The organism is Nevskia soli DSM 19509 (assembly GCF_000711955.1).
Lineage (GTDB): Bacteria > Pseudomonadota > Gammaproteobacteria > Nevskiales > Nevskiaceae > Nevskia > Nevskia soli.
The window spans coordinates 111,102-131,442 of the sequence record NZ_JONR01000007.1 but is presented as its reverse complement, the minus strand read 5'-3'; the positions used below and the strand labels follow the sequence as shown (position 1 = coordinate 131,442).

The following is a 20,341-nucleotide window of genomic DNA, read 5'->3' as shown; positions in this document are numbered from 1 at the left end:
ACGGTTCCACGCTTCCACTTCTACTTGGGGGATTCACGAATGCGCTTGAAAAAGCCTTTTTGGGCGGGGCTTTGCCTTTCCGCCTCGGCCATCGTCGCCGCACCAACCGTCTATTCTGCTGCTGTAGCTGAAATCAAGGTTGATGCGGGCGCCGATCTGACCGCACAACTCCGCAAGGTGCAGATGCCGGCGATGACGTTGAAGCAACGTTCATCCGGCGTCAATGCGAAACTCGACAGTACCCTGCTGCACATCAATCAGAAGCTCACCGGCGTAAGCAATCCGGCCGCCGTCGACCTGAGCAGCGTGGCACCACACGCCCATATCTCGCCGCGGTCGCCGCTGGCCAAGCCGTCCATCGTGGTCGACGTCACCGCCAAGGGCGACCCGGCGGCAACCCGGGCACAGCTGGAAAAAATCGGCTTCCAGACCAACGCCGTCTACAAAAACGACATCGGCGGCTGGCTGCCGCTGGACAAGATCGGCGCCGCGGCGGCGCTCGGTGGCGTGCACCACCTGCACGCTTCGATGATGCATCTGCGCACCGGCGCCATCGACGACCAGGGCGACTACGTCGAGAAAAGCCTGGGCTTGCGCGCCTCCACGCTCTACACCGGTGCCAAGGGCGCCGGCCTCACCGGCAGCGGCATCACCATCGGCCTGATCTCGGACAGCTTCAACTGTCAGGGTGGCTACGCCCAGGACATCAAGACAGGGGATCTGCCGCCTGACGTCAACGTCATCGAGGACGACGCGGTCGACGAATCCGGCAACTGCGTATCCGGAACCGACGAAGGCCGCGCCATGTCGCAGATCGCCTATGACGTCGCTCCGGGCGCCAAGCTGGCGTTCTACTCGGCCGATTACAGCGAGGCCGATTTCGCCAACGGCATCATTACCCTTGCCACCCCGACCACCCAGACCGGTCCCGCACCGAACAATTTCCCGGGCGGCGGCGCGCAGGTGGTGGTGGACGACGTGGGCTACTTCGACGAGCCGATCTACCAGGACGGCATCGTCGGCGATGCCATCAACACGGTAGCGCAACAGTTCGGCACCCTGTATTTCTCCGCCGCGGGCAATGAAGGCCGCGACTCCTACGAGAACACCGCGCCGCAGTTCGAGACCACCGCGGTCGCTACACCGGACGGCGCCGAGCAGCTGCTCAACATGGACCCGAGCGGCGCCACCCACACCGACTACCTGCCATTCACGGTTCCTTCCCTGGCGCCCGGCGATGGCTATTACGTGCTGCTGGAATGGGATCAGCCCTATGCCACCGGCGCCACCATCCCCAGTCCGCAGGGATCCGCCAACGCGCTCGACATCTGTATTGGCGACGACAAGGGCAACATCATCTATTGCGGGGGCATCAGCCCGGCCGGCACCGACCCCTGGGATCTGGTCCCGATCGTCAATAGTGGCAAGACCACCAGCGCCCCGACCAACCTGAGCCTGATCGTCGGCTTCGTGCCCGGCACCGGGCCCGATGGCGTGACGCCGTCGCCGCTTCCCGGCCGCATCAAGATGATCGCCCTGGATGATGGCCGCGGCACGCAAATCACCCAGTTCGTCACCGCAAGCCCGACCATCCAGGGCCATCCCCTGGCCGAAAGTGCAATGGCGGTGGGTGCCGCCCCGTACTATCGCACCACATTGTGCGGCAACTACTCCACGGCCTCGCTGGAACTGTTCTCCTCGGCCGGCGGCGACCCCTTCCTCTTCGATCTGCATAGCACTGCGCCGCTGGCGAAATCGTTCATCCCGCAGAAGCCGCAGATCGTGGCGCCGGACCGTGGCAACAACACCTTCTTTGGCGGCGCGCTCAACGGCATTTACGAGACCGCTCCCGAATGCCAGCCGAGCACCAGCTATCCGTTCAGCTTCGCCGGCACTTCGGCCGCCGCTCCCCATGCCGCCGGCGTGGCAGCGTTGATGCTCGAAGCGGCAGCGGCGGCGAATGTCACGGTAAAGAACACCGACGTCTATGCCGCCATGATGGCATCGGCGCAGGACATGAACTCGCCCGGCTTCGATTATGACAGCGGCTTCGGCTTCCTCCAGGCCGACGCGGCGGTCGCAGCCCTGCTGCCGGCCAAGCTCACCCTGTCCGCATCGACGTTGACCTTCAGCAGCGCCGGCACGCAGACCGAGACGGTGACCAATTCCGGCACCGGTCCGTTGACCGTCGGCAATATCCAGGTCAGCCCGTCCGGCGTGACACAGACCAACAACTGTCCGGCCACCGTCGCGGCGGGCGCAAGCTGCACCATCACGCTGACCATTGGCGCGACCGGCGCCAGCGGCAATCAGGGCGCGCTGACCTTCGCCACCAATGCACAAGGTCAAGGCGGCTCTGCTTCAGTGGCGATCAGCGTGCCGGCACAGATCACGGTGGCGCCGCAATCGGTCAAGCTGGTGGCACAGCAAGGCAGCACCGCGACACAGGCGGTGACGGTGACGAATTCCGGACTCGGGCAACTGACCGTCAGCGGCGTGACCGTAAGCCCGGCCTCGGTGACGCAGACCAACACCTGCAATGCACCGCTGGCAGCCGGCGCGACCTGCACGGTGACGCTGACCCTGAACACCAGCACCGTCGGTGCCGATATCGGGACGCTGGTCATCGCCACCGATGCCACCAATGTGCCGGGCGGCACGGCCAACGTGTCGGTTGCGGCGGTGGTAAACGCCAATAACGGCGGCGGCGCTTTCGGCCTCTGGCTGTTGCTGCCCGGCTTCGCCCTGGCCGGTTTGCGGCGCCGCAAGCGCAGCTAAACAAGAAGCAGGCTGATCATCATCCCGGGGAGGCTTCACGCCTCCCCGGGGTTTTTTTGCCTTCGCGGACTGCCCGGCTGAATGTAGAAACCGGGTCACCAGCCTGAACCACGTTGTAGCCGAGGGAATGCGCGCATGCGCATCAAATTGTCGCGGCGGCCCGACGCCATACGGAATTCGATTGCACGATCAGGGGGCGCCGCGGCATTCACCCCGCACAAAACCAGAGCGGCAGCGGTCGCGGATTCCGCATCGGTCGGGACCGACAACACCCGCGTCGTGACCTGATATCGATTGCCGCGCTCATACGCTGCGGTACGTAAGACCGCGCTTCGCGGATGGCAAACGCAGCCGGCGCGATATACCGCACCACAACGGTGCCGCGGCAAATTTTGTTGCATCACAGCATCCACCCGTACTCCGGGCGCGGGGTTTGCAAGCGCGGGAATGCGCGCCTAAGATCGCTTCACGTGTTTGCAACAAAGCCCGCCGGGGATGGCGGGCTTTGTTGTCGTCAACCTCGCACTGCCTCGCGGCGGTTCGATGAGACATCCGTTATGCGACAGGGAGTCGCCCGTGGGCGACGTCCACAACGAAACAGGGGAAATTCGATGAAGAAACTCGTTGCCTTCTTGGCCGCGGGCGTGCTTGCCAGCGCAAGCGCCTACGGCTCCATCAGCGGCACGGCGAGGCCGAATTACGACGCCTCCTACACTGCGCTATCCAGCTCCACCCTGCAGGGCGGCAACAAGTTCGCGAGCCTCAACGCGAGCCTGCATGCCAGCCTGCTGAGCAAACCCAATCTCAAGATCAAGGGATTTCCGTCCAGCTTCGACAAGAAGCTGGGCACCTCGACCTTCCTGTGGGCCCCGGCCGGCTCGAAGACCGCCACCACCGCCACGGCGAAATCGCTCGCCTATTCGCCGTTGAAGCCCGAACTGCGCGCCGAAACCGTCGCCCGCGGCTATCTCGGCCAGCAGGCGTCATTCCTGCGCCTGGACCGCGACAGCGTCGCCAACGCCAAGCTGAACAGCGTGCACGATCTCGGCCGCGGCCCGATCATCGCCCGCTTCCAGCAGTACAAGGACGGCCTCGAAGTGTTCGGCCGTTCGCTCAATGTGATGATGGACCGCAACATGAACGCGGTCGCCACCTCGGGCTATTTCGCGCCGTCGGTGCAGACCAAATCGAAGTCCAAGATCCTGGGCGCCGCACCCGCCACCGCCAAGCCGAACTTCGCCATCAGCGCGGAGACGGCGCTGAGCAGCGCGTTCGCGGACATGGGCGGCAAGGTCTCCCCATTCGCCTTCAGCGCCAAGGGCAAATCGGGCGACTACGCCCTTTACTCGGCCGGCAAGACCACCAGCGACTACCACGTCTTCGGCACGCAGCGCGCCAAGCAGGTGTATTACTACAACGAAGGGAGCTATATCCCTTCGTGGTTCGTCGAGGTGCATGCGCGTACCGTCGACAACGCCACCAACGACGCCTTCGGCTATGTCATTTCCGCCGCGGACGGCAAGGTGCTGTTCCGCAAGAACCTGACCGCTTCCGACACCTTGAGCTACAGCTACCGCGTCTTCGCCGGTTCGGCGGCGCCGTTCCAGCCGGAAGACGAACCGATCAACGACAACACCCTGGATCCGTTCACCGCCGGCCCGACCGGCGACCAGGGCCGCACCCAGGGGACTTATAACCTGGTGGCCCTGAACAACAGCACCCTGCTGGGCAATACCACCGCCACCGTTGCAGCCAAGAACGATCCCTGGCTTCCAGCCGGCGCGACGGTCACCACCGGCAACAACGTCGACGCCTTCGCCAATCTGGTCGGCGACGACGGCTTCGATGCCGGCGACGTCCGCGGCGCCATCAGCAGCGCCGACACCTTCGATTATCCCTATGCCATCGACTCCGATCCCACCACCGCCAGCCAGCGGCAGGCGGCGATCGTCAACCAGTTCTTCGTCGACAACTGGCTGCATGATGCCTGGTACGACCACGGCTTCGACGAAGCCTCCGGCAACGCCCAGACGAACAACTACGGCCGCGGCGGCGTCGACAGCGATCCGATCCAGGCGCAGGCCCAGGATGACAGCGGCCGCAACAACGCCAACATGCAGACGCCGCCAGACGGCGGCTCGCCGATCCAGCGCATGTTCCTGTGGGATGGTCCGCTCACCGGCACCGCCGCGGTGACCATCTCCGCGGGCGTCGGCGCGGTACCTTTCGGCACAGCCGACTTCGGTCCGCATGCCTTCACCGCCAGCGGCGCCGTGAAAGTCGCCGAGACCGGCAACACCAACGGCTGCGCCGCCATCACCACCGACATGACCGGCGCCGTTGCACTGATCGATCGCGGCAGCTGTTCGTTCAAAACCAAAACCCTGCATGCGCAGACGGCCGGCGCAGCTGCGGTGATCATCGCCAACAACGCCGCAGGCTCGACACCGCCCGGACTGGGCGATGACGCCACCATCACCGATACCATCAACATCGGCACGGTCTCCGTCACCCAGGACTCCGGCACCGCCATCAAGACGGCTCTGGCCGGCGGCGCGGTGAGCGCGAACGTCGTGGTGCAGTACCAGGCCGACCGCGACGGCACGATGGATATCCAGATCGTGGCGCACGAGTTCTTCCACTACGTCAGCAACCGCCTGGTCGGCGATGCGCTGGGACTGAGCAGCACCCAGGGCGGCGGCATGGGCGAGGGCTGGAGCGACTTCGACGCCATGCTGTTGACGGTGCGTCCGGAAGACGCGGCGGTCGGCGGCAACGACAAGTACCAGGGCGCCTACCCGCTGTCCTCGTACGTGACCTTCCATCAGTATTTCGGCATCCGCCGCTATCCGTACTCCACGGACATGGCGATCGATCCGCTGACCTTCAAGCACATCTCCTTCGGTCAGGCGCTGCCCACCACGGCCCCGGCCGCACCGGGCACGGATCTGACCGGCAAGGCGTTCACCGACAGCGCCGGCAACCCCATCGGCAATGCCGAGGTGCACGACACCGGCGAGATCTGGTGCAATACCTTGTGGGAGATCTACGCCAGCCTGCTCAATGACCCCCGCTATACATTCGCGCAGGCCAGGAGCCGTATGCAGGACTACATCATCGAGGGTCTGAAAATGACCCCGAACGCGCCGACCATCCTGGAAGCGCGCGATGCCCTGCTGGCGGCGGCGAAAGCCACCGACGACGGTGATTTCACGCTGATGGCCAAGGCCTTCGCCAAGCGCGGCATGGGCGTGGACGCGATCGGTCCCGATCGCGCCGATCCGCAGAACCTCGGCGTGGTTGAAAGCTATAACGCCATTGCCGCCGGCGTGCAGGTGACGGACGCGACGTTGGACTTCACCGGCGTTCCTGCCACCACGGTCGGCGACAACGATGGCGACGGCGTGCTCGATGTGGGCGAAACCGCCAGCCTGAACTTCACGCTGGTCAACAACGGCACGGCCGACATGGCCGGCGCTCTCACCGGCACCCTGACTGCCGCTGCAACCGGCTCGGGCAGCGCCAGCTTCGGCATCCCCGGCAACGGCGCCGTGACGGTGCCGCCGCTTAAAGTGGGCGAAAGCGAAAAGGTCACCGTGCTCGTCACGCTCAGCAGTGCTTCCGGCACGGCGGTACCGGTGGCGCTGACGCTGACTTTCCCCGACGCCAACAGCCCGCAGGGCACCGTTGCGGACGGCGGCACCGTAGCCACCGGCGCCGAGCTGGATACGGTGGTCAACTACAACCTGCAGAAGGCCTCGACCAGCGACGATGTCTCCGACACCCAGGCCAACCTCGGCGACTGGTCCTTGAGCGTCAACGGCACAGCCGGCCCCGGCTGGCAGCTGGCGACCGACGATACCTTGTTCGGCGGTTCACTGTTCGGCTCAGGCCAGTACTGGTTCGGGCCGGACAACGATCATCCGTCGGACATCACCCTGGCTTCCCCGGAAGTGGACGTGGCAAGCGACAGCAATTTCACACTGGCCTTCGATCACTTCTACTACCTCGAATTCGCCGGCTTTGACAAAGCGGGCACCGCCTACGGCTACGACGGCGGCGTCATCGAGGTCAGCACCGATGGCGGCAACAACTGGAAGGATGCCTTCAGCAGCGACATCGGCGGCCAGGTCACCACCGGCCAGGGCTACGACGGCCTGATCCTGTCCCTGTCGGACGATGGGACATTCGATCCCTCGGAAACTTCACCGAAGCCCTTGCACGCCGGCTTCATCGCCGAGAACGAGGATCCGAACAATCCGGTGCTGGAGCACGTGGTGATCAACTTCGGCGACACGCTGAAGGGACAGAAAGTAAAGGTGCGCTTCCGCGAAGTCACCGACGAGGCAACCGGCGTCTTCGGCTGGGTGGTGGACAACATCACCTTCGGCGGCGTCACCAACCTGCCCTTCAGCATCACCGTGCCGGATGCAGGCACCGCCACCAGGGTTCCGACCGCCGATGCCGGCCCAGCTCAGACGGTACAGACCGGTGCGACGGTGACGCTGGACGGCAGCAAGTCCAGCGATCCTTACAACACTGCGCTGACCTATGCATGGACGCAGACCGGAGGGCCCACGGTGAACCTGAATGGGGCCAACACCGTCAATCCGACGTTCGTGCCGACCTTTGCCGACCAGTACAGCTTCCAGCTGGTGGTCACCGACAAGGTCGGCCGCAGCTCGGCCCCGGCTTCGGTCAGCATCACGGTCGGCTCGCACGGCGGTGACGGCGGCGGCGCCTTCGGCCTGTGGCTGCTGCTGCCGGGCTTCGCCCTGGCTGGTCTGCGGCGCCGCAAGCGCAGCTAAGCGGAAGCAAGCCTTGTAACCATCCCGGGGAGGCCCCAGGCCTCCCCGGGATTTTTTTGTCCGGGCGCCGGCATGCGCGTAAGCTGAAGCCATGAAATACGCAGCCGGTCTTGGCCTGATCCTGTCCGCTGCCGCCTGCGCCGCGACCCAACCGGCGGAATCGGATGCTGCGCCCGCCACCGCCGCGCCGGCCATGCCGCCATCCGCCGTATTCGGCAACACAAAACCGCGCACGCAATATGTTCTGCCCGCGCCTCCGCGCCCGGCACCCGCCGACGGCTTCGAATTGCGCATGCAGCGCAGCGCTTGCTACGGCATCTGTCCCGCCTATGAACTCGTCATCCATGGCAACGGCGAAGTTGATTTCCGCGGCGGCAGTCACGTAGCGGTCAGCGGGGTCCAGCATGGCCAGGCCGACATGCAGGCGCTGGCGGCGCTGCGCGCGCAGCTCGCCGATCCCGCGTTCGATCTGTGGGGCAGCTATACCCGCGGCAAACCCGGCTGCGGCCCCTGGGCCACCGATATGCCCGGGGTGACGATTGAAGCCTATGTCGGCGACCGCTGGCAGCGCATCAATCACGATCTGGGCTGCTACAAGGCACCCACCGCGCTCAAGGCGCTGGAGCGCGCCATCGACACGGCCGGCCGCTCCGAACAGTGGGTCTCGGGCCGGTCTACTTATTGAGCACCATCAGGCGCCGAACCACTCCGCTGTCCAGGACTGGTGCATGACCGGCTGGAACTCGATCAGGCGATAGTCCGCCAGGTTTTCCTGGCGGTAGGGGTCCTGTGCGATGAACGCCTCCAGCTCCGTCCGCGCGGCGGCGCGGGCAATCAGGATGCCGCCCTGGCGCGGGTTTTGCGGTCCGGAAGCCAGCAACAGGCCGCGATCGTAGCCGGTTTGCAGGTGGGCACGGTGTGCCGTCACCGTCTGCTCGATCCGTGACAAGGGTACGCGGTAGATGATTTCCACGATGTAATGCGACATGGCCGGCAACCTCGAAAACGGGACCGGTCGGCAGTCTACCGCAGGGCCGGCGCGGAACCGCCGTTCGGTGGAAACGACCGTCCGGGCGCCGCCCAACCCTTGCGCGGCGGCGCCGACAATGGTAACAAGTGGTTCCCCCGGCCGAGATGCGGGGTGATTCAAGATTGACCGAATGATCTTTGGGGGATCAAGGATGAACGCCAAAACAGCACTGGTCGTGGATGATTCGAAATCCGCGCGCTTCGCCATGCGCAAGTTCCTGGAAAGCTTCGGCTACCAGGTCGACACCGCGGAAAGCGCCGAGGACGCCTACATCTACCTGCGCAAGAAATTGCCGGAAGTGATGTTCCTCGACCACATCATGCCCGGCACCGACGGCTTCGAGGCGATCAAGGCGATCAAGCAGAACGCCCTCACCGCGGGCCTGCCGGTGGTGCTGTGTTCCTCCAACGAGGGGGACGACTTCCTGCGCCAGGCCCGCGTCTGCGGCGCCATCGACGTGCTGCAGAAGCCGCCCAGCCCGGACCAGATCCGTAGCGTCCTGGACAACCTCAAGCGCCTGCAGGATGCCGCTCCGCCCGCCGCACTGGCACCGGCCGCGCCGAGCAAGGTGCAGTCGATCCGCGAACCGGAAGTGGCGATCGAGCAGGCGGTGATGAAAAACCTGCGTGATGCCCTGCCGCCGGCAGCCCTGGCCCCGCTGGCCGCGGCGCCGCGTTTCGTCGCGCCGCAGGAACAACCGATGGCCGTCCGCGGCCCCGTACCGCGCGATGAAAGCGCGCCGCGCATCGACAACCTGCGCGAGGAGATGGAAGCGCGCCTGCGCAAGATCACCCAGGACCTGTTCGTGCAGATCGGCGAGATCAGGGCGCAACTGGCCCATGTCGAGGGCGCCGCGCAGTCCTCACGGGATGAGCAGCATCTGCAGGATATGGTCGTGCGGGCGATGGAGCCGCAGCTCGACTCCCTCAGCCGCAATGTCGATACCCTGCTGGCCCGTCTGCGTGGCGATGTCGACGAGCTGCTGGCGGCGCAGAATCAGCGCATCGACCAGCTCGGCCAGAGCCTGCGGCAGGCGGTGATCGAGGAAGCGCACGCCGTGTCCGAACGGGTCATGATGAACGCGGCGCAGCGCATTTCCGACCAGATCGCCGAGTCGATCCTGCGCGTGCTCAAGCCGGCGGCGGCGCAGGGCTAGCCGGCGCGGGCTGATTCCGGACTTCCGGATTCAGCCCCGGTCGGAGCCCAACACGCTCCAGAACAGCACGCCCCAGCCCGCCAGGAACAGCAGGCCGCCGAACGGTGTGATGGCACCGAGCCAGCGCGTGCCGCTCAAGGCCAGCGCATAGAGGCTGCCGGAAAACAGCAGCACGCCGATAGCGAAGCACCAGCCGGCCACGGTCAGGCCGGGCATCGGCTTCACCAGCAGCAGCACGCCGACCGCCAGCAGGGCAAAGGCGTGGTAGAACTGGTACTCGACCCCGGTGTGGAACACCGCCAGCAGGTCCGGCTCCAGACGCGCGCGCAAGGCATGGGCGCCGAATGCGCCGAAAGCCACGCCGAGCAGGCCATAGCCCGCCCCGAACAGCAGGAACAAGCGCGCGGCGCTGCTCACTGCGCCACCACTTCGAAACTGATGCCGGCGCGCTGCAGCCGCGCCAGCAGGGCATCGCCCATTGCCGCGGCGGTGGTGAGTTGCCCGGCGCGATCCGGCAGCTTGTCGTGCGCCAGGCATAGCGCCGACTCGGCCAGCATCTTGGCGGTTTCGCTGTAACCCGGATCGCCGCCCTTCACCTCGGTAACGACCTTTTTGCCGCCGCCTTCGCCGTGGAAGCGGACACGGAACCAGCTCTTGGCGCGCCGCTCCGCCGAAGGGCCCTGGCCCGAGGTCTGTTTCGACAGCAACCAGCGCCGCGTCGGGCCGGCCTGGGCCAGCGTGAACAGCGCGCTAACACCGCCGATCAAGGCCGCCACGCTCGCCAGCTTCTTCACCTGCACGTAATGTCCATAACGGAATTCCGGACCGTAACGGTCCAGCGCCGCCGCCGAACGCCGCACCACCTGCGGATCGACGGTCGGGAACGGCACCACCCAGGTGCCCAGCGACTTCTCGTAGCGCACCGCCTGGCGGGTCGAGCCGATCCTGCGTCCCTGCGGATACTGTTCGCGCGCCCGCCGCTGCTTCACCACCTTGGCGTATTCGCGCATGCGGCCGAAGGCGTTGATGGCGGAATGATAAGTGCCGGCGGAGAAGGTGCCGCCGGCGCGCACGAAGCCCTCGACCTTGAGCGGCACGCCCTGCGGCAGTTGCAGCACCGTGAAATAGGCGCCGAGATCGTGCGGGATGCTGTCGAAGCCGCAGCAGTGCACGATCTTCGCGCCGGTTTTCTGCGCCAGCTCGTGGTACTTCAGCCACATCAGGTCGACAAACTCGGGCTCGCCGGTGAGATCGACGTAATGCGTTCCCGCCGCGGCGCAGGCCGCCACCAGCGGCTCGCCATGGAGGATGTAGGGGCCGACCGTGGTCAGCACCACCGTGGTCGACTGCGCCAGCTGGCGCAGCGCTTCAGCGTCGCCGACGTCGGCTTCGATCAGGGGCAGTTTGGCGCAGGCCGGATTGAGCGCCGCCAACCGCGTCCGCACCGCCTCGAGCTTGGAGCGGTTGCGCCCGGCCAGCGCCCAGCGCGTCGTCGCCGGCGCATGCAGCGCCAGGTATTCCGCGGTAAGGCCGCCGGTGAAGCCGGTGGCGCCGAACAGCACGAGATCGTATTGACGTTTGGCAGCCATGCGGATTCCTGGGAAGAAAGTGATTCGTGGTTAGTGACTAGTGGTTGGTAACCGCACGACAGTCTGTACGCTCGGGGCACCCGGGGTCATTGACGCAGCGGCCACCAACCACCAGTCACAGGCCACTAGTCACTGCTTCACAGCAGTCCGTCGCGCTCCGGCAGGGCCAGGATCTTCTTCACCGCGTCGTCGATCGCGATCTTGCTGGTGTCGATGGAGATTTCCGCGTGCTCCGGAATTTCGAACGGATCGTCTATGCCGGTGAAACCCTTGATCTCGCCGCGGCGTGCCTTCTTGTAGAGACCCTTGGGATCGCGGCTCTCGCACACCGCCAGCGGCGTGGCGATGTACACCTCGTAGAAACCACCGAGCTGGGAAATGCGCGCCCGCACCTCGGAACGTGCGGTGCGAAACGGCGCGATGGCGGCGCAGATGCAGATGCCGCCATGCTTGGTCACCTCGCCGGCGACGTAGCCGATGCGGCGGATGTTCAGCTCGCGATCGGCGCGGGAGAAGGTCAGCCCGCTGGACAGCATCTCGCGCACGATGTCGCCGTCGAGGATGGTGGCGGGACGCTGGTAGTCGGACTTGATCACCTGCGCCACGCGCTCGGACAGGGTCGACTTGCCGGCACCGGAAAGCCCGGTCATGAACAGGGTGAAACCGCGGCGTGGGCTGGCGGTCATTGCAAACACTCTCCCAAAGATATTTATGTGTTGGTCGCCCCCGGCGTATGCCGGGGGCCAGCAGCCGGCCACTGCCGCAGCCCGCAGGCGGCGGCTCCCGGGCCGTAATGAGCCTATTGTAGCCATGCTTTCCGGCATGTCGTCAGGCGCTCCGCCAATCCCGGAACTGCGGTCGGATCTTATATTTGCCGGCCCGGGCCGGCGCCACGGAACCACACGCGCCGGCGAAGGTCATTACACTCCTTCCCTTGCCCCGTCACGGCCTCCCTTCCGCATGCGCCCGTTTCGTTCCTGTTTTCCGGCCCTCGGCCTGCTGCTTGCCGCCTTGACCCTCCCCGGCCATGCCGCGCCGGTCCAGGCCGAGCACGTCGAAGCGGAACTGATCGCCGAAAACCTCAGCCTCGCCGCCGGCGGCGACAACTGGGTGGCCCTGCGCATCGCCCCCGAGGACGGCTGGCACGTCTACTGGCGCAACCCCGGCGACTCCGGGCTGGCTACCACCCTGACCTGGAACCTGCCGGCCGGGATCAGCGCCGGGGATATCCAGTGGCCGTATCCGCACCGCAGCGCCCTGGGCGACATCGTCAACTACGGCTACAGCAAGGAAACCCTGATGCTGGTGCCGCTGACCGTGCCCGCCGGCTGGTCCGGCAGCGCCACCCTGCCGCTGCAGGTCAAGGCCAAATGGCTGGTGTGCAAGGACATCTGCATCCCCGGCAGCGCCGACCTCAGCCTGACCCTCCCGGTCACCGCCGCCGGCACCCCGGAGCAGGCCGATCCGCGCTGGCGTGACGCCTTCGGCGCCGCGCGCGCGCAGCTGCCGCAACCGGCACCGGCCGACTGGAAAGTGCAGTTCGCCACCCATGGCGGCGCCGGCGAGGGAGACTTCTCGCTGGCGGTGAAGGGCGCGCAGTTCTCCGCCGGAGGCGCCATCGAGTTCTTCCCCTACACCAGCGACCTGCTCAAGCATTCGGCGCCGCAACGGGTCTCCAATAATGCCGAGCGTGGCCTGCGCATCTCGCAGACCCTGGGCGACTACTTCGTCAAGGCGCCCGCCCAGGTGGACGGCGCCCTGGTGGTGCACGACGGCGACACGGTCAAGGCCTGGGAGATCCACGCCCAGCCCGGTGCCGTGGAAGCGCTGCCGAAAAGCACCGCGTCCGGCGCAAGCTCGGTGGCCGGCGAACCCGCTGCTCCGCTGAGCCTGGCGCTGGTACTGCTCTCGGCCCTGCTCGGCGGCCTGATTCTCAACCTGATGCCCTGCGTCTTCCCGGTGCTGTCGATCAAGGCCATCAGCCTGATCGAGGCGCGCGCCAAGGTGGCCCGGCGCCAGCGAGGCCATGCCCTGGCCTACACCTTCGGCGTGCTCGCCACCTTCGGTGGCCTGGCCGGCCTGTTGCTGGCCCTGCGCGGCGGCGGCTCGGCCGTCGGCTGGGGCTTCCAGCTGCAGCAGCCGGTGTTCGTGGCGGTGCTGGCCTACCTGTTCTTCGCCATGGGCCTGTCCATGTCCGGCGTAGTGCAGTTCGGCACGCGCCTGATGGGCGTGGGCCAGGGCCTCGCCGCCGACAGCGGCTACCGCGGTTCCTTCTTCACCGGCGTGCTGGCGGTGGCGGTGGCCAGCCCCTGCACCGCGCCCTTCATGGGCACTGCCCTGGGCTACGCCCTGGGCCAACCGACGGCCGTGGCCATGCTGGTGTTCCTGGCACTGGGTCTGGGCCTGGCGCTGCCGTTCCTGCTGATCGGCTTCTTCCCGCAACTGGGCAAGCTGCTGCCGCGTCCCGGCGCCTGGATGGAAACCTTCAAGCAGGTGATGGCCTTCCCGCTCTACCTCAGCGTGGTCTGGCTGCTATGGGTGCTGGGCGGCATCACCGACCGCAGCGGCATGGCCGTGGCCCTGCTCGGCCTGACCCTGCTGGCCTTCGCCCTGTGGCTGTGGAACCGGCCGGGGCGCGTCGCCCTGCTGCTCAAGATCGCCGCGCTGCTGGCGGCGCTGGGCCTGCTCACCTCGCCACAGATCCGCACTGTGTCCTCCGGTGAGGCCAACGCCAAGCCGGGCAGCGCGGCGATCGAACCCTGGAGCGAGCAGCGCGTCGGCGAACTGCGCAGCCAGGGTCGCACCGTCTTCGTCGACCTCACCGCCGACTGGTGCATCACCTGCAAGGTCAACGAACATGTGGCGCTGGACACCGATACCGTGCGCAAGGCCTTCGCCGACCAGCAGGTGGCGTGGCTGCAAGGCGACTGGACCCGCGCCGACCCGGCCATCACCCAGCTGCTGTCGCGCTATGGGCGTTCCGGCGTGCCGCTCTATCTGGTATACGTGAAAGGCGGCGAGCCGAAAGTGCTGCCGCAACTGCTGACGCCGTCGATCGTGGTGGATTCGCTCAAGCCGAGTTGAAGGTCCGGCCAAAGAACGCCCCAGGCCTTCAGGGAGGCTGCAATGCGTACACAGCACAAGCCAGTTGTATTAAGCGGACTTCTGATTGCTCTTCTCGGCGCCATCCTGGGCGGCGCGGCACAGGCAGCCGACGCATCCCGCATCGGCCGTCCGGCGCCGGAGTTCAGCGCCGTCGACAGCCACGGCAAGACCGTCTCGCTCTCCGACTACCGCGGCAAGCTGGTGGTGCTGGAGTGGACCAACGACGGCTGCCCCTTCGTCCAGCATTACTACAAGCAGGGCAATATGCAGGCCCTGCAGAAGGAATACACCGGCAAGGGCGTGGTATGGCTCTCGGTGATCTCTTCGGCCCCCGGCACCCAGGGCTATGCCGACGGCGCGCGCGCCGACCGGTTGACGAAACTGCGCGGGGCGGCACCGAGCGCGGTGCTGCTCGATCCGAGCGGCAAGCTGGGGCATCTGTATGACGCCAAGACCACGCCGGACATGTTCATTGTCGACGGCTACGGCAAGCTGATCTACGCCGGCGGCATCGACAGCCTGCCCAGCACCGATCCGGCCGACATCGGCAGGGCCAGCCCCTACGTCAAGACCGCGCTGGACGAAGCGCTTGCGGGCAAGGCGGTGAGCAAGCCGCTGACGTCGCCTTATGGCTGTTCGGTCAAGTACGAGTAGGAAGGCGGAAAATCGAGGCGACAGGAATCCATTCGCCCCCTAGGGCGTCGTTACCGCGGTCCTCGGCGCCGGGCTCGCCACGGGCATCGCCGGCAAGGTCTTGCTCGGCTTCTGCGCCGCAATGGCGCCGATGGCGGCGGTCACCATCTTCTGCAGCGCCTCCTCCACCGGCGTGTTCTGGAAATAACCGACCAGACCCTTGGGCAGCGGGACGTAGCCGAAGTGGCCGCCCGCCAGGCCTTTCAGGCTGAGTCCGTACTTGGTGTTCTTGCCTTCCACCGCGGTGGTGGCGACGATGCGGCCGGTGGCGACGTCGATGATGCGCAGGTCCATCGCCACGTAGCCGCGCTTGAAACTGAGGCTGAACACCGCGGCGCCGTTGCTGTAATTGGTGCCGAGCGGCACCGGGATGGGCAAGGCGAACCCGCCCGGACCCGCCCCCGCGTCGAAGGCGGTGATGGCGCCCACCACCAGCAGTTCCGCGCCTTCCAGTTGCCCCTGCGGAATGCGCGTGGCATCGCCGGCCCGGGCCGAGGCGGAGAACTCCTGCTCCAGCGTCACCTCGTTGAGCGCGTCACGCTCCAGCACAATGAACTGGCCGGTGTTGAACAGCTCGGTCACCAGCATGTCGCGCACGCCTTGGGTCAGGGCGTCCGGCGTCATCTGCTGGTCCTGCGGCCTGCCGGCGTTGAGCAGGCCGAGTTGCTTCACCACCGACTGATCGGTCAGCGGATCGGTCTTGTCGAGGATGCCGCCGACGGCGATGCGATACTTCGGCCCGTTGGACACCTCGGCCTGCGCCTCGGTGATGGTCTGGCCACCGCCGCGCGTTACCGTGGTACTGGTACAGGCGCACAGCAGCAGCGCCATGCCGGCCAGCGCCAGTGCGCGCATCGCTCCCCCTGACATCGGTGCGTGGAGCGTTAGAGCTTGGTCGCCGCGATGCTGTTCACGGCCGCCTCGATGCAGTTGCGGATCGCCTGCTCCATCGGCGTCTTGCTGTAGGCGCCCAGCCCGATCGGCATATCGCCGCGGGCGAAGACCAGGCCCACGGTGTTGCTGGCCGAGGTGCCGTTGACCGTGGTGGCGTTGACCACGCGGCCGGTGGCGGCGTCGATGATGCGGATGTTGATGGTGACGCAGGCCTGGTTGCCGGAGAGGATGATCAGTGAGCCGCCCTTGCAGGCCGGCTCGAAGGCGGTGATGGAGCCGCGGATCAGCAACTGCGCGCCTTCCAGCTGGCCGATCGGCGCCGCGGTTTGCGGCTTGAAACGGCTGCTGTTGGACAGATCCTGCTCCTGCGTCACCTCGTTGAGGTGCTCGCGCTCCAGCACGATGAAGCGGCCGGTGTTGAACAACGAGTCGGCCAGCATGTCGGCCATGCCGCCGCCGATCTCGGCGCCCTTGGCCGCCTTGTAGTCGAAGGCACTGATGGCGACGCGGTATTGTGGGCCGTTGTACGGCACGGCCTGCGCCTGCGCAATGGTCGGACCGTTGCCGGAACTGACCACCGTGGCGGTGCTGGTGCAGCCGGCGGCCAGGGCCAGGGCGCCCAGCAGGGACAGACGGATGAGGGGGCTGACGATACGCATGGGATGCTCCTGGGGTCTGTTAACACTCATTTGATCGCTGCGACGGGGGTAATTTTCGTGCAGTGCTAGAAATGACGAGCGAAGTGTATCAACCATACATAAGCGAGGAATGACGACGCAATGCGCGAAAATTACCCCGGTCCCGAAGGGTTGCCCCCGAAATAGCGCCATGCGTCGTTGCTCGTCGCTCATTTAGTGATACTAAACTTCGCTCCTCGCGCCTAGCCTGGCGCTATTTCGGGGGCAACGCAGCGATCAAATGAGTGTTAACAGACCCCGCTGTTGTTGTAGATTTTAAGGCTGTACGGCATTCGCCTAGCTTACCCAAAGCCAGCGCACCGTACCGCGACCTGCGCCACAGCCGTGCCGCGGATTCGGGCTCGCCAGGATCGGCGCGATTCCGCGCATAATTCCGCCCATGACTACCCCGACCCAGGATTCGAACCCGATCCGCTTCGCCCTGCACGGCGGCGCGGGAGACCCGCCCCCCGGCGCCGGCGCGCAGCCGGAACAGCGTGCTGCACTGCAACGCGTGGCGACCGAGGCCCTGGCCCTGCTGCGGAACGGCGCCTCCGCCCTCGACGCGGTGACCCGCGCCGTCGAATTGATGGAAGATTGCCCGCTGTTCAACGCCGGCATTGGCGCGGTACTGAACCGTGACGGCCAGCCGGAACTGGATGCCGCCATCGTCAACGGCGCCGACCGCGCCTGCGGCGCGGTCACCGGTATCAGCCGGGTGCGCAGCCCGATCCGCTTCGCCCGCGCCATCATGGAACGCACGCCGCACGTATTCTTCGGCGGCGCCGGCGCCGAACACCTGGCCCGCGAGCTGGGCATGGAAATGGTCGAGCCCGGCTTCTTCATCACCGCCGAGCGCCTGCACCAGCTGGAAGCCGCGCGCCGGGCCGGTGCCATCACCCTGGACCACGACGACCACGCTTTCTGCGACGACGATGCCGCCTTCGGCACCGTCGGCGCCGTGGCCCGCGACGCGCAGGGTCATCTCGCCGCCGCCACCTCCACCGGCGGCCTCACCAACAAGCTGCCGGGCCGCGTCGGCGACACTCCCGTGATCGGCGCCGGCACCTTCGCCGACGACCGCAGCGCCGCCGTCTCCTGCACCGGTACCGGCGAGTCCTTCATCCGCAGCGGCTTCGGCTTCTCCCTGCACGCGCGTATCGCCTGGTGCGGCTGGGACCTCGACCGCGCCTGCGCCGAGGCCCTGGATACCGTGGCGCATTACCACGGCCGCGGCGGCTGCATCGCCATCGACAGCAAGGGCAACATCGCCCTGCCCTTCAACTCGCGCAGCATGTACCGCGCCTGGGTCGAAGCGGACGGACGGATACGGGTTGCAATCGGACCTGGCGGCGATGGGGCCTGAACCCCACCGGCGGCGCTGACGATTTCAATCGCACGCGCTATGCTCCCCGCATATAAACCGGGGAGTATTCAATGCGTTATTCATATGCCGCGCCGCTGGCGCTGAGCCTGCTGTTCGCCAATTCCGCCCAGGCCCTGACCGTCGACTGCGGCCACCTGCTGGACGTCAAGTCCGGCAAGTGGCGCGACAACGTCAGCGTGGTGATCGACCAGGGCAAGATCGTGTCCATCGACGCACAGCAGCCCGGCGGTGCCGGCGACCATATCGACCTGCGCGCCTATAACTGCCTGCCCGGCCTGATCGACAGCCACACCCATCTCACCGACCAGTTCGGCCCCACCACCTACAGCGACCAGTTCCGCCTCAACCCCGCTGACTACGCCATCCGCGGCACCGTCTATGCAAAGCGCACCCTGCAAGCCGGCTTCACCACCGTGCGTAATCTCGGCGACAGCAACAACGTCTCCATCGCCCTGCGCAAGGCCATCGACGCCGGACTGGTGGATGGCCCGCGCATGTACACCGCCGGCGAACCGATCGGCTCCACCGGCGGCCACGCCGATCCCAGCGACGGCTACCGCAGCGACCTGGCGGGCGATCCTGACGCAATGCACAGCATCATCAACGGCCCGGCCGACGCCTGGAAGGCGGTGCGCCAGCATTACAAGGACGGCGCCGACCTGATCAAGATCATGCCCTCCGGCGGCGTGCTCGACGAATCGCGCTCGGTCGACAATCCACAACTCACCGAAGAAGAGATCAAGGCCGTCGTCGCCGCCGCGCACGACTACGGCTTCACCGTCGCCGCCCATGCCCACGGCGCCGAAGCCATCCGCCGCGCCGTGGTCGGCGGCGTCGACTCGATCGAGCACGGCACCTTCATGGATGAACAGGACATGAAGCTGATGAAGGAGCATGGCACCTGGTACGTGCCCACCGTCATCGCCGGCGAAACCGCCAGCGCCAAGGCGCAAATCCCCGGCTACTACCCGCCGCAGGTGGCATCGAAAGCCGCCGGCATCGGCCCCAAGCTCATCGACACCCTGGGCCGCGCCTACAAGTATGGCATCAAGATCGCCTTCGGCACCGATGCCGGCGTTTACCCGCATGGCGACAACGCGCAGGAATTCTCCTACATGGTGCAGGCCGGCATGCCGGCCATCGAGACCATCCGGGCGGCTACCGTCAACGCGGCGGAGTTGCTCAAACATGCCGATACGCTGGGGCAACTTGCACCGGGTTATGCCGCTGATTTGATTGCGGTGAAAGGCGATCCTTTGCAGGACGTGAAGCTCCTTCAACACGTCGAGTTTGTGATGAAGGCGGGGACGGTTTACAAGAAGCCTTAGGCGCTGGAGCTCTTTCTGCATCATGCGCTTTCTGCACTATGCGCTCTGGAGTCTCGGCGTACGCGCTAGCGCGCGAGGCATTGGAGTCGCAGATTGAAAATGCGGTTCCGCCCTGAAGGCGGGTTACTTTCTTGTCTCCAGCGACAAGAAAGTGACCAAAGAAGCGCCGCCCCGGAGCCTGCGCCCACATTTCGTTTTCGAGTTCATCCTTGCCGTCCCTGGCGAGACTTCATTGCTGTTACCCACCCCCGGCCCGGCCATCCATGGCCGGGCGTTCGGGCCTGTTGGAGTGACATTGAGTCACTCCAACAGGCCCTCACCCTGCGCTTCTCGCCCGCGGCGGGGTTTTCAGACAGGCCATCCCTGGCCTGTCTGAAAACGCTTCGGCATCCTGCCTCGCCTCGCGCCAAACAGGCGCGAGCCTACGTCGCCGCGGACTCCGATGCTCGGCGCAGGCAACGGGGGGAACATCAAAAGCCAAATCAAAAGCAACGGCAAAAGCGTCGCACTCCCCCTGCCTTTAGTCCCCTCTCCCCACGAATGTGGGGAGAGGGTTAGGGTGAGGGGCAGGTAGCGGAGTGCGGCGCTTGGGCTCTGGATTTCCGCTTTCGCGGGAATGACGAGGGTGGAGTGGTGACGCTTTTGATGTTGCTGTGACTTCTTGCTTTTGATTTTCCGCCCCGTAGTTTGCGCCGAGCATCACAGCTCGTGGCGGCATCAGCCGGCGCGTGTGTTCGCGCCGGGCGAGGCAGGATGCCGAAGCGTCTGAAGACAGGCCAGGGATGGCCTGTCTTCAGACCCCGCCACGAGCGAGAAGCGCAGGGCACCGGGCTATCGCGCTTCTTCTTTTGCGATAGTCCGGCGCAAACTCCGGGGCATGTTCTTTTGGTTACTTT

14 protein-coding genes are annotated in these 20,341 nt (G+C 66.1%); 8 read left to right on the top strand and 6 right to left on the bottom strand.

Features of this window, described 5'->3' with window-relative positions; translation table 11 throughout:
* Positions 1-45: 45 nt before the first annotated feature.
* The 3 genes from BP26_RS0103940 to BP26_RS0103930 all read left to right on the top strand — a co-directional run bounded on the left by BP26_RS0103940 (position 46) and on the right by BP26_RS0103930 (position 8,271).
* Positions 46-2,778 carry a choice-of-anchor D domain-containing protein gene (locus BP26_RS0103940; RefSeq protein WP_169740641.1) on the top strand — a complete coding sequence of 911 codons (2,733 nt, stop codon included), beginning with the start codon at positions 46-48 and terminating at the stop codon, positions 2,776-2,778.
* A gap of 611 nt (positions 2,779-3,389) precedes the next feature.
* Positions 3,390-7,586 carry a M36 family metallopeptidase gene (locus BP26_RS0103935; RefSeq protein ID WP_029919281.1) on the top strand — a complete coding sequence of 1,399 codons (4,197 nt, stop codon included), beginning with the start codon at positions 3,390-3,392 and terminating at the stop codon, positions 7,584-7,586.
* A 91-nt stretch (positions 7,587-7,677) separates the two neighbouring features.
* Positions 7,678-8,271 carry a DUF6438 domain-containing protein gene (locus BP26_RS0103930; protein WP_029919280.1) on the top strand — a complete coding sequence of 198 codons (594 nt, stop codon included), beginning with the start codon at positions 7,678-7,680 and terminating at the stop codon, positions 8,269-8,271.
* Positions 8,272-8,277: 6 nt separating this feature from the next.
* Here the strand turns inward: BP26_RS0103930 and BP26_RS0103925 are convergent, their stop codons facing one another.
* Positions 8,278-8,574: a YciI family protein gene (locus BP26_RS0103925; protein ID WP_029919279.1), complete on the bottom strand. Its 297-nt coding sequence runs from the start codon at positions 8,572-8,574 to the stop codon at positions 8,278-8,280.
* Positions 8,575-8,767: 193 nt separating this feature from the next.
* Here BP26_RS0103925 and BP26_RS27270 point away from each other — a divergent pair, with 193 nt between their 5' ends.
* Positions 8,768-9,772 carry a response regulator gene (locus BP26_RS27270; protein ID WP_029919278.1) on the top strand — a complete coding sequence of 335 codons (1,005 nt, stop codon included), beginning with the start codon at positions 8,768-8,770 and terminating at the stop codon, positions 9,770-9,772.
* A gap of 30 nt (positions 9,773-9,802) precedes the next feature.
* Here BP26_RS27270 and BP26_RS0103915 read toward each other — a convergent pair whose 3' ends face one another.
* The 3 genes from BP26_RS0103915 to cysC form a co-directional block, all read right to left on the bottom strand.
* Positions 9,803-10,189, bottom strand: coding sequence for a DUF423 domain-containing protein (locus BP26_RS0103915; protein ID WP_029919277.1), 387 nt, complete (start codon positions 10,187-10,189; stop codon positions 9,803-9,805).
* A complete protein-coding gene (locus BP26_RS0103910) occupies positions 10,186-11,361 on the bottom strand; it encodes a saccharopine dehydrogenase family protein (protein WP_029919276.1) in 1,176 nt (391 codons plus the stop codon). The genes BP26_RS0103915 and BP26_RS0103910 overlap by 4 nt, the downstream gene beginning before the upstream one ends.
* Before the next feature lie 137 nt (positions 11,362-11,498).
* Positions 11,499-12,047: an adenylyl-sulfate kinase gene (gene cysC, locus BP26_RS0103905; RefSeq protein WP_036516117.1), complete on the bottom strand. Its 549-nt coding sequence runs from the start codon at positions 12,045-12,047 to the stop codon at positions 11,499-11,501.
* A 274-nt stretch (positions 12,048-12,321) separates the two neighbouring features.
* Between cysC and BP26_RS0103900 the strand changes: the two genes are divergently transcribed.
* Both BP26_RS0103900 and BP26_RS0103895 read left to right on the top strand, forming a co-directional pair.
* Positions 12,322-14,445 (top strand): protein-disulfide reductase DsbD family protein, encoded by a 2,124-nt coding sequence (locus BP26_RS0103900; protein WP_029919274.1) that lies wholly within the window; start codon positions 12,322-12,324, stop codon positions 14,443-14,445.
* 42 nt (positions 14,446-14,487) lie between these two features.
* Complete coding sequence (locus tag BP26_RS0103895) at positions 14,488-15,120, top strand: thioredoxin family protein (protein ID WP_029919273.1); 633 nt, start codon at positions 14,488-14,490, stop codon at positions 15,118-15,120.
* Positions 15,121-15,159: 39 nt separating this feature from the next.
* Here BP26_RS0103895 and BP26_RS0103890 read toward each other — a convergent pair whose 3' ends face one another.
* Complete coding sequence (locus tag BP26_RS0103890; RefSeq protein ID WP_029919272.1) at positions 15,160-16,014, bottom strand: CsgG/HfaB family protein; 855 nt, start codon at positions 16,012-16,014, stop codon at positions 15,160-15,162.
* A gap of 29 nt (positions 16,015-16,043) precedes the next feature.
* The gene (locus BP26_RS0103885; RefSeq protein ID WP_036516116.1) at positions 16,044-16,712 is read right to left on the bottom strand and encodes a CsgG/HfaB family protein; all 669 of its coding nucleotides are present in this window, start codon (positions 16,710-16,712) and stop codon (positions 16,044-16,046) included.
* A gap of 418 nt (positions 16,713-17,130) precedes the next feature.
* Here BP26_RS0103885 and BP26_RS0103880 point away from each other — a divergent pair, with 418 nt between their 5' ends.
* Both BP26_RS0103880 and BP26_RS0103875 read left to right on the top strand, forming a co-directional pair.
* On the top strand, positions 17,131-18,096 hold the full coding sequence (locus BP26_RS0103880) for an isoaspartyl peptidase/L-asparaginase family protein (RefSeq protein WP_029919270.1): 966 nt from the start codon (positions 17,131-17,133) through the stop codon (positions 18,094-18,096).
* Between the two features lie 71 nt (positions 18,097-18,167).
* Positions 18,168-19,445, top strand: a complete 1,278-nt coding sequence (locus tag BP26_RS0103875) for a metal-dependent hydrolase family protein (protein ID WP_029919269.1) — start codon at positions 18,168-18,170, stop codon at positions 19,443-19,445.
* Positions 19,446-20,341 lie beyond the last annotated feature (896 nt).

Bases quoted from the DNA above. Each gene is read 5' to 3' on its own strand.
- BP26_RS0103935 (WP_029919281.1), top strand. From the start codon at position 3,390: ATGAAGAAACTCGTTGCCTTCTTGGCCGCGGGCGTGCTTGCCAGCGCA.
- BP26_RS0103930 (WP_029919280.1), top strand. From the start codon at position 7,678: ATGAAATACGCAGCCGGTCTTGGCCTGATCCTGTCCGCTGCCGCCTGC.
- BP26_RS0103925 (WP_029919279.1), bottom strand. From the start codon at position 8,574: ATGTCGCATTACATCGTGGAAATCATCTACCGCGTACCCTTGTCACGG.
- BP26_RS27270 (WP_029919278.1), top strand. From the start codon at position 8,768: ATGAACGCCAAAACAGCACTGGTCGTGGATGATTCGAAATCCGCGCGC.
- BP26_RS0103910 (WP_029919276.1), bottom strand. From the start codon at position 11,361: ATGGCTGCCAAACGTCAATACGATCTCGTGCTGTTCGGCGCCACCGGC.
- cysC (WP_036516117.1), bottom strand. From the start codon at position 12,047: ATGACCGCCAGCCCACGCCGCGGTTTCACCCTGTTCATGACCGGGCTT.
- BP26_RS0103900 (WP_029919274.1), top strand. From the start codon at position 12,322: ATGCGCCCGTTTCGTTCCTGTTTTCCGGCCCTCGGCCTGCTGCTTGCC.
- BP26_RS0103895 (WP_029919273.1), top strand. From the start codon at position 14,488: ATGCGTACACAGCACAAGCCAGTTGTATTAAGCGGACTTCTGATTGCT.
- BP26_RS0103890 (WP_029919272.1), bottom strand. From the start codon at position 16,014: ATGCGCGCACTGGCGCTGGCCGGCATGGCGCTGCTGCTGTGCGCCTGT.
- BP26_RS0103885 (WP_036516116.1), bottom strand. From the start codon at position 16,712: ATGCGTATCGTCAGCCCCCTCATCCGTCTGTCCCTGCTGGGCGCCCTG.
- BP26_RS0103880 (WP_029919270.1), top strand. From the start codon at position 17,131: ATGACTACCCCGACCCAGGATTCGAACCCGATCCGCTTCGCCCTGCAC.
- BP26_RS0103875 (WP_029919269.1), top strand. From the start codon at position 18,168: ATGCGTTATTCATATGCCGCGCCGCTGGCGCTGAGCCTGCTGTTCGCC.